Source organism: Enterococcus sp. H57 (assembly GCF_003112495.1).
GTDB classification, from domain to species: Bacteria; Bacillota; Bacilli; order Lactobacillales; family Enterococcaceae; genus Enterococcus_B; species Enterococcus_B faecium.
In genome coordinates this window covers 48,580-56,948 of the sequence record NZ_BEHC01000025.1, presented here as the reverse complement: position 1 = coordinate 56,948, position 8,369 = coordinate 48,580, and the positions used below count along the sequence as shown (strand labels likewise).

General features: G+C 35.4%; 14 protein-coding genes and 1 tRNA gene. 9 read left to right on the top strand and 6 right to left on the bottom strand.

The genetic code is table 11. The features are described from left to right. Positions 1–302: 302 nt before the first annotated feature. The 3 genes from DIZ30_RS06635 to DIZ30_RS06625 all read left to right on the top strand — a co-directional run bounded on the left by DIZ30_RS06635 (position 303) and on the right by DIZ30_RS06625 (position 1,412). Positions 303–737, top strand: coding sequence for a universal stress protein (locus DIZ30_RS06635; protein ID WP_002292929.1), 435 nt, complete (start codon positions 303–305; stop codon positions 735–737). Between the two features lie 22 nt (positions 738–759). Next, the gene (locus DIZ30_RS06630) at positions 760–1,080 is read left to right on the top strand and encodes a hypothetical protein (protein WP_002295768.1); all 321 of its coding nucleotides are present in this window, start codon (positions 760–762) and stop codon (positions 1,078–1,080) included. A gap of 140 nt (positions 1,081–1,220) precedes the next feature. Further along, on the top strand, positions 1,221–1,412 hold the full coding sequence (locus DIZ30_RS06625; RefSeq protein WP_002296424.1) for a hypothetical protein: 192 nt from the start codon (positions 1,221–1,223) through the stop codon (positions 1,410–1,412). Between the two features lie 70 nt (positions 1,413–1,482). On the opposite strand, the gene DIZ30_RS06620 is transcribed toward DIZ30_RS06625, so the two are convergent. Continuing rightward, positions 1,483–1,740, bottom strand: a complete 258-nt coding sequence (locus DIZ30_RS06620; RefSeq protein WP_002300170.1) for a hypothetical protein — start codon at positions 1,738–1,740, stop codon at positions 1,483–1,485. Between the two features lie 157 nt (positions 1,741–1,897). Here DIZ30_RS06620 and DIZ30_RS06615 point away from each other — a divergent pair, with 157 nt between their 5' ends. Together DIZ30_RS06615 and DIZ30_RS06610 are read left to right on the top strand one after the other, a co-directional pair. Then, complete coding sequence (locus DIZ30_RS06615; protein ID WP_002292935.1) at positions 1,898–2,161, top strand: hypothetical protein; 264 nt, start codon at positions 1,898–1,900, stop codon at positions 2,159–2,161. Positions 2,162–2,184: 23 nt separating this feature from the next. After that, a complete protein-coding gene (locus DIZ30_RS06610) occupies positions 2,185–2,373 on the top strand; it encodes a hypothetical protein (RefSeq protein ID WP_002288067.1) in 189 nt (62 codons plus the stop codon). A gap of 82 nt (positions 2,374–2,455) precedes the next feature. Here DIZ30_RS06610 and DIZ30_RS06605 read toward each other — a convergent pair whose 3' ends face one another. Beyond that, positions 2,456–2,641: a hypothetical protein gene (locus DIZ30_RS06605; RefSeq protein ID WP_002288064.1), complete on the bottom strand. Its 186-nt coding sequence runs from the start codon at positions 2,639–2,641 to the stop codon at positions 2,456–2,458. Between the two features lie 214 nt (positions 2,642–2,855). Here DIZ30_RS06605 and DIZ30_RS06600 point away from each other — a divergent pair, with 214 nt between their 5' ends. Next, positions 2,856–3,227, top strand: coding sequence for a YxeA family protein (locus DIZ30_RS06600; protein WP_002288062.1), 372 nt, complete (start codon positions 2,856–2,858; stop codon positions 3,225–3,227). Positions 3,228–3,376: 149 nt separating this feature from the next. On the opposite strand, the gene DIZ30_RS06595 is transcribed toward DIZ30_RS06600, so the two are convergent. From DIZ30_RS06595 to DIZ30_RS06585, 3 genes are all read right to left on the bottom strand, one after another. Further along, positions 3,377–3,449: transfer RNA gene (locus DIZ30_RS06595), tRNA-Gln, on the bottom strand. A gap of 45 nt (positions 3,450–3,494) precedes the next feature. Then, positions 3,495–3,923: a hypothetical protein gene (locus DIZ30_RS06590; protein ID WP_002295776.1), complete on the bottom strand. Its 429-nt coding sequence runs from the start codon at positions 3,921–3,923 to the stop codon at positions 3,495–3,497. Positions 3,924–3,982: 59 nt separating this feature from the next. Continuing rightward, on the bottom strand, positions 3,983–4,741 hold the full coding sequence (locus DIZ30_RS06585; protein ID WP_109023150.1) for a C39 family peptidase: 759 nt from the start codon (positions 4,739–4,741) through the stop codon (positions 3,983–3,985). A gap of 294 nt (positions 4,742–5,035) precedes the next feature. Between DIZ30_RS06585 and DIZ30_RS06580 the strand changes: the two genes are divergently transcribed. Both DIZ30_RS06580 and DIZ30_RS06575 read left to right on the top strand, forming a co-directional pair. Beyond that, the gene (locus tag DIZ30_RS06580; RefSeq protein ID WP_002288059.1) at positions 5,036–5,233 is read left to right on the top strand and encodes a hypothetical protein; all 198 of its coding nucleotides are present in this window, start codon (positions 5,036–5,038) and stop codon (positions 5,231–5,233) included. 105 nt (positions 5,234–5,338) lie between these two features. After that, entirely contained in the window at positions 5,339–5,821 is a 483-nt protein-coding gene (locus DIZ30_RS06575; RefSeq protein ID WP_002288056.1) for a hypothetical protein, read from the top strand. 58 nt (positions 5,822–5,879) lie between these two features. On the opposite strand, the gene DIZ30_RS06570 is transcribed toward DIZ30_RS06575, so the two are convergent. After that, positions 5,880–6,476 carry a nitroreductase family protein gene (locus DIZ30_RS06570; protein ID WP_002288054.1) on the bottom strand — a complete coding sequence of 199 codons (597 nt, stop codon included), beginning with the start codon at positions 6,474–6,476 and terminating at the stop codon, positions 5,880–5,882. A gap of 387 nt (positions 6,477–6,863) precedes the next feature. On the opposite strand from DIZ30_RS06570, the gene DIZ30_RS06565 reads away from it, so the two are divergent. Continuing rightward, entirely contained in the window at positions 6,864–8,330 is a 1,467-nt protein-coding gene (locus tag DIZ30_RS06565) for a peptide MFS transporter (protein WP_002288052.1), read from the top strand. Positions 8,331–8,369 lie beyond the last annotated feature (39 nt).

The window sequence follows — 8,369 nt, the reverse complement described above, 5'->3', positions numbered from 1 at the left end:
TTTGTTGTGTTCAACGAGGAATACTTTAACACGTGAAAATATTTCATAGGTAAAAGAAGCATGACAATTTATGACAAATCCACGTTTTTTGTAACAGAATGATGTTCGCTCGATGTGAAAAATGATGAGGAATTTCACATAATGCAGTAATAATGGGATTAGAACAGGTGTTCTGATGAGAAAAGAAATGTATAAATAACTCGAAAGAAATTGCTTTTGTTCATCATTTTATTTACATATTGCGTATATTTTTTGTATTTTTGCTTGAGATGTTACAATAAAAGAAAAAGGAGGCGGTTCCAATGAGTAAAAGATACCAGAACATCATGGTAGCAGTTGACGGATCAAGACAATCGATCAAAGCGTTCGCTGAAGCCCTTGACTTAGCAAAGGACAATGAAGCCCACTTATTTATCGTGTCAATCATCAACAAAGTTGAGCTGACCCATAGTGCCTATGCCTTTTCAAAAATCTATGCAGATGAAAAACAAAGAACAGAAGTAGCCATGCTTAAAAAAATCAATGATGCCAAAGAGTTCGGCATTGCTGAGATCCACGCAATAGTTGAAACTGGAGATCCAAGAAATTTGATTGCCAATGTCATCCCTGGACAAGAAAATATTGATTTGATCGTTATGGGAGCGACAGGAAAAGGTGCTATACAACAAGCATTAGTTGGATCGACCGCTTCTTATGTCGTATCACATGCCCCTTGCAGTGTGTTGGTCGTGAAGTAATGAGATAAGGGAGGAATAGAAAATGGTTCGTCCTCAAGAAGTTCGTGCGCCAAAAGAAAAAATAGAAATTTTAGCAATTATTGAAGACGGCACACAAACAAAAAAGGGATACTCGATCGCTTTAGTAAAGTGGAAAGGAAAAAAAGGTGTCGCTCTGAGATGGGATGGAGATAATCAACAAGATAAAGGATTCCCTGTCACAGCTAACGGTTATCATCCAGCGTGGTTTGTTCTGCCTGATAAATTTATGGAATTATACAGCTATGATTATGCAAGAGCCGCAGCATCAATCAAAGCATTAGATAAATTAACAGAAGAGCAGAATGAAATGGAGGAAAAATAAAAAAGACGAACCAATCAGCCTTTAGAAAACTGATTAGTTCGAGGAGTAAAAATGAAAAAAGGTTATTTGGGATGAAACTAGAATAATGCGTATAACTTAAATAAAACTTAAAGCAATAAAATGGCAAGAGGGTGAGGCAAATGGAAGCAGGAAAAGTATTACAGGAAGTAAAAGCACTATGTGCAGATAAAAAATATGAAGAAGCGAAAAGCCTGATCGAAAAGAACAAAGAAAATTTGGAAGAAAAGTACCCGATCGCACAAGAATTTATAGAATTAAAACAAGGAACGATCCTTCACCGATTCAAACATTTTTTTGGTATAACAGAATAGAAAAAACGATTAAAGATCGGCAGAAATTTGCTGCATCTTTAATCGTTTTCTTTTTAAACATGCGAGGGATTCAATTCTGATTCTTATATAAAAAATAGATCCAAATAATAAGAAAAATTACTGAAAGCGTCAATTCGATGATTTGTGTTAATAATACAGACGTTGTTTCCCAATGCCTAAAAGAAAAAATTTGATAAGTAAAATATACAGCAGGTAAAGAGGCCAGTAAAACTGAAAACTTCTTTTTTGTCCATTTTATGTAATAGAAAAGAATGCTTATCATAATAAAAAAAGGAATATAAAAAACAAATTGACCGATCGCGATCATACTATTGCCTCCAATAAATAAAGTCCATGATACAAAATAACACTTTGTGCGAAATGGCGCAAGCAGTTTTGTGGATTTATCCAGTAAAATCTGTATCGATTTTGAAATTAGAGGAGAAACTTGCTATAATCAAAGTGAAAGAAGGAGTGGGATTTTCATGGATCATGTAGTGTTAGAAATCGATTTGCATTTAATCAATAATATTCGGGTGATTTACTATGTTGTAAGCAACAGTGTCGAACAACGTGTACTGACGAATAAAATAAATGGTATTTTAGCAAAGAAAGACGTTCACCGATTCAATAATGGTGAAGGAAGTTATTATAGTATCCCAGTAGAAAAAATTATTTATACGACAGTCAAAGTCAGAGAAGATCTAGATACCAAAAAAGCATATGAACCTATTTTTACAACTTATTGATTGACAGCAGATGGAGGAAAAAAATGAATCCATATGAACAACTTATTCAAGATTTGATCGATGGAAAAATCGAAAAGATTGATGTAAAAAGAGAAGAATTAATGGCTTTTCGAGAAGCGTGGCTGAAGTTGGAGAATCGTAAATATGTGGTGGGAAAAGCCTCACTGAACGGCAATGTGACTTATCATTACGATCCGACACGTTTATTTTAGTATGAAGTATTCAGAAAAGAACCAAAGGAGGACGATGCAGTAGCATTGTCCTCCTTTGATTTTACAAAAGTGAAAGTTTTACTTATTTGAATAGATTTTTAAATTTGTTTTTGACACTGTCGATATTTACATCTTTTAAAAGATTTTGGGCTTTCTCTTTATAAGGTCCTAATTGTTCTTTATGTTCTTCGATAAATCGTTTTGCGCCATCGAAATTGCCGTTCTTAATCATTTCCTTGACTTTTTGAAATAATTCTTCTTGATTCATTTTGAACACATCCTTTGCTATCAACATGATTTTTTACATGGACAAAACGAGAAAAACTGATTTATCCACACGTCAATAATATCAAATAACGATCATTTTTACTAAAAAAACACTCGATTCTCGCTTCTAAAGTAGGAGAAAAATCTCCAACTTGGGACGGATGGAATTTCTTTAACTGACCCATATACTGAATATATAACAAGGAGGTAGAAAGATGAAAGTGATTAAATATTTGATTGGACTGGCGGCGATTAGTGGTATTTTGCTATTTGGACTGAAATATTATACTGAAGGAAGTTATGGAGAAATCCCTGGTATACTTGATCAGCTAAATCCATTAGTTGAAAAAGGAGAGGTCTATGTAAAGACACAAAAACCAGAGGAAGTAAATGAATATGGTACAGCAAGGTATGTGCAGAAAGCTGCTGATGCCAATGGGAAAGAACGAACGGTTGAATTTAATGGTCTTTCTGTGTTAAAAGAAAATCATTATTTGAAAATCAGCAATAAAGGAGCACACATAGAAACGTATGAGGAAGTTCCTAGAGAAAAAGTTCCAGAGAAAGCATTAGCAATTATTGGGTAAATCAGTTTTTGTATTAAGAATACGCCCGATTTTATTATTCATAATTTAATTATGTAAACTAAATAGAAGTAGTAAAAATAATACAATAATCCCCCTGCAAAAAGATTGTTCTTTTACAGGGGGTTCATTTTTTCAGCAAGCACATCAAATTGGGATGGCAGGGTTCGAACCTACAATTGCTTGATTCAGAGTCAAGTGCCTTACCAGTTTGGCTACATCCCATTTATTCAACAAAATAATCATAGCACTTTCCTAAAAAAACGCAAGTTATTTTTCTTGATCGGATAGTTGTTGCTTTACTCGTAAAAGGCGGCGTACTAGTTTCTTTTCTAATCCAGCAGGAAGGGCAATCAGTTCTGCTACTGACAAGACGGTGTCCAATAACTGATATTCTTTGACAGGTTCATTCATAATATGATAAATGTTTGCTAAACGTTCAATATATTCAAAGCGAGTATACTCTGTTCGAGCAATCAGAAATTTCAATAAATCGGTGGCTTTCTCGTACTCTTGATCTGCGTAATAAACAAGAGATTGACGATACAATTTGATTTCCAGTTCATTGAGGGTAGCAGGTCTGCGACGCTCGTTCCACTCATTAATAGAGACTTTACCTTGAACATTTCCCTTGCAGTCACGGACAAAAATAATCGGAATTTCATTTGGATCCATTTTTTTATGTGTGAATTTTTCCATTATCTACGCTCCCTTCAAAGGTTTGGTATCTTGAGTATAAGGGATTTTTGTTTGAATTACTAGCTTTTCTCCAAAGTTAGCATCTGTCCACCCATTGCAGTGAAAATCGCCGAAAAATCGTTGATCGGTACTGCTCGATTTTTTACACCATAGGGATCGTTGACATAAATATTTTCTTTGACATATCCAGTGACTACACAAGCATGAACAAGAGGAGTGACTCTTACTTCTCCATTATTTGTGGTCCAAGTCATAAAATCAGTTTCATCTGGGACTTCAAAATTGATAGTCACAGAAGTCCAGACAGGATTTCCTTTAGATAGTGCTTTTTTGATATCATCGAGTTGAGCATCGGTTTTTGGAAAAGTGTGATAATCCGTTTGGACGATTTGCTGAGCAAGGGAGGCAACTGGGGGAACATAGACGCCCATAGCCCAGTCTCCGCCACTGATATCACCAACAAATCCTTCATTAGGATCGCCATGAGTCCCATCTGCATTGAAAACAGGGACGTAATCCAATTGCTCAGCTAACTGGTTTTTAGTTGTTTCATAACCATAAAAAGATAAAAGCATAGAAAGCGAAGTGACTTCACAGCCATTTTCTAAAGAAGGAGAATCAAACTGGCTCTCTAATGGAACATCTAGTAAAACTTCTGCTTTCTCTTTTGTCTTTTTTGTTTTTTGTGTTGAACTTTTTTGTGCAGTGTTCATTGTATGTTCTGGAGAATGGATATGTAGGTAATAACTTGTACCGCTTAATAAAAGAGCAGCTGTGCCCCCTAGAAACAATAGTTTTTTGAACGTTTTTTTCTTCATTTGAAAACTCCCTTTTCAGCTGTTTATCTTTCCTATTATAAATGTATTTTTATTGGAAATGGAAGTATTATATTTTAATATGTAGGAAATAATTAGTTTTTAAGGAATATGTTTTAATTTTTTGAAAAAAATTCTTCTAAATACAACAGCTGTTTTAATTGTGAAAACGAAAACAGTACGCTATAATGCCTGTAAGGTTGATTTTTAACTGTAAATAAAAATCAATGAGTTAAATCTCCAAAGAAATAGCAGTGGTAATGTGGAGAAAAGTTCCAGCAGTTTAGGAGGATTTTGATGACGGAAGAAATGATTAATTTAGGAGAACAATATGCATGCAAACCAATTGGTTTTACAAAAACGGTCATTGGTGAAGTTGTATCAAAAATGACAAACTGCGCCGTGGTCAAAGTTGCCCAATGTGCTGCAGAGGACCAAGAATTATTAGATGAAAAAGCAAGCATGGTTGTTGCAAAATATGATACATTTGAATAAAGAAAACAATTGGACGTGCGGCGTGCTGCAAGTCCAATTTCTTTGAGAAGGTAAATCAGTATTCTTTTCCTATTTTCTGGAGAAGAAAAAGCGAGGCGAGTTGTCATGGTAACATTCTTTACGGTTCTATTGTTTTTATTCGTTGTTGTGATGTTTTTATTTCTTTGGCTGGTTCGAAAAGAAATTATTTATCGGACTGTGCGAAATCGATGGGTCTACTTGGTGATACCCTTCTTAGTGTCACTAGTCATTTGGTATACACTCATCAGTCATCCTACAGCAGATGAATTGGCAAAAGGGATCTTGTCAGCAATGATTTTTATTAGTTTTTTGTTGGACAGCAGAGGAATCACAGAAGAAGGACTTGTTTTGAATAGCTTTGACAAAAAAGGTGTTCCTTTTTCTGAGATCAATAAAATTGTATTATATCAGCCAAAAGGTTCTAAAATCGTAAAAATGAATTTTTTCCGAAACGGATGGCGAGGACCGATGCTGAAATTTTCTGCATCATTAGAAGAATTAGTTCCATTTTTGTCCCAACGCTTAAACGATGAGGCAGAGATTGATATTATGATTGATCCAGAATAAAAAACAGAGGTTGCGACAAGATGTTTGTCACAACCTCTGTTTTTTATTTCAAATAAAATTATCCAAATACGCGGAAGCGATCGGCATCGTTCATGTATTCTTTTTCCCCAGCCGGTGTTTCTGGTGAACCGAATACTAATTGCGAACGTAGTTTCCAGTTTGAAGGGATATTCCATTCTTTTGCAACTGCTTCGTCAATAACTGGGTTGTAATGTTGCAAGTTTGCGCCCAATCCTTTATCAACTAATGCTACCCAAGTATTAGCTGTTGCGATTCCGTTTGATTGTTCTGACCAATCTGGGAAGTTGTCTGCATATAATTCAAATTGTTCTTGTAGACCTTTTACCACGTCAGTATCTTTGAAGAATAATACTGTACCATAACCATTTTTGAAACCAGCTAATTTGTTTTGTGTATTTGGGAAAGCTTCTGCTGGAGTCAATGGGCGAAGTGCTTCTTCAGTGATTTCCCAAAGTTTTTCATGTGCATCTCCGAAAAGGATAACTGCGCGTGTTGATTGAGCATTGAAAGCAGTTGGGCTTTCTTTAATTGCTTCTTTGATCAAAGTTGTTAATTCTTCATTAGAAAGTGAAACATTACGTCCTAGATGATAGATTGAACGGCGGTTTTTCAAAGTGTCAGTAAAAGTTGTCATAATAAAATTTCTCCTTTGATTTGCGTTTTGCATTTTTTTAATTGATTACGAAATGAAGTATAGCACCTTACAAAAAGTAAGTAAACAGATATGCTCACAAAAAATAAGCGAAGTTAAAAAAACAATTTTAATAAGAAAAATCGTTATGTAAGGATTTTCTTAGTTATCGCTTTCATTGTTGTGTTTTAGGAATTTTTGCTTATTTGAAAAAAACAGCTGATATATAATTATTAAATCTCTATCTTCTTTTTTTTTATGATATTGCCATTAAAAATTACTTGTTTTTATAGAAAATTAGTTTATATTTCTTAAATAAGTTTTTTAGTTAAATTTTTCGGTAAAGATGTATAATATTTTCTGAAAATTTAAAGAATTGGGGTATAGATTATGGAAAAACAGCAAGACAAGGGCTTCTTCGGGCAGCCGAAGGGATTGTCAACTTTGTTCTTCACTGAGATGTGGGAACGATTTAGTTATTACGGTATGCGTGCATTACTTATCTATTATATGTACGATACAGTTGCCAACGGGGGACTTGGATTACCACGAGCAACAGCATTAGCTATCATGTCGATCTACGGATCTTTGATCTACATGTCTAGTATCGTCGGCGGATGGGTATCTGACCGAGTGTTAGGAGCAAAACGCACTGTATTCTTCGGTGGAGTTTTCATTATGCTTGGCCACATCGTCTTGGCTTTACCATTTGGTGTAAGTACATTGTTTGTTTCGATGGCATTGATTATTATCGGAACCGCCTTTTTGAAACCAAATGTTTCTGGCATGGTCGGACATCTTTATTCAAAGACTGACTTGCGAAGAGATGCAGGATTTTCGATTTTTTACATGGGTGTCAACTTAGGGGCATTATTAGCACCACTAATCGTTGGTACAATCGGTCAAGAATATAACTATCATTTAGGGTTCTCTTTAGCTGCTATTGGGATGTTCTTTGGATTATTACAATACATCATCCAAGGACGCAAGACATTAGACGGAGTGGGTACAACACCGCCGAATCCTTTGACAACTGAAGAACGTAAAGGATTCATCCGTAACTTGATCATCGCACTTGTTGTTATCGCTGCAGTATTCGGCGGGGCACAACTAACTGGTCATCTGACAATTGACTTTTTTGTCAATACAATCAGTGTATTGGGGATTATCTTACCGTTGTATTACTTTATCAAAATGCTGACTTCAAAAGATGTAACTGCTGAAGAAAAACCAAGAGTATGGGCTTATATCCCATTATTCCTTGCAGCAATCATTTTCTGGTCATTACAAGAACAAGGTTCATCTATCTTAGCTTTATTTGCTAGTGAACGTACACAATCTACGCTATTTGGTGTAACGATCCAAGCAAGCTGGTATCAATCATTGAATCCAATTTTCATCTTTATTCTGACACCAGTATTCGTAACGATGTGGACGAAACTTGGTGAACGTCAACCATCTACAGTAGTGAAATTCTCTCTTGGACTTTTATTTGCAGGATTATCGTACTTGCTATTGATGTTGCCGGGTATGCTTTATGGTACAAGTGGGAAAGTAAGTCCATTGTGGTTGTTGGGAAGTTTCTTCATCGTGGTTATTGCTGAATTGTGTCTTTCACCAGTTGGTTTGTCTGTGACAACAAAATTAGCACCACGAGCATTTGAATCACAAACAATCGCTATTTGGTTCTTAGCTGATGCTTCTTCACAAGCAATCAATGCACAAATTGCACGCTTCTACACACCGGGAACAGAATCTGCTTACTTCGGTATTATCGGTGCAGTAGCAATCGTCGGTGGTATCTTGCTATTTACTGTGAAAGAACCAATCAAAAAACTAATGGGATCTATTCATTAATCAATGAACATAAAGACAGGAATTGCTTATTTGCAGCAG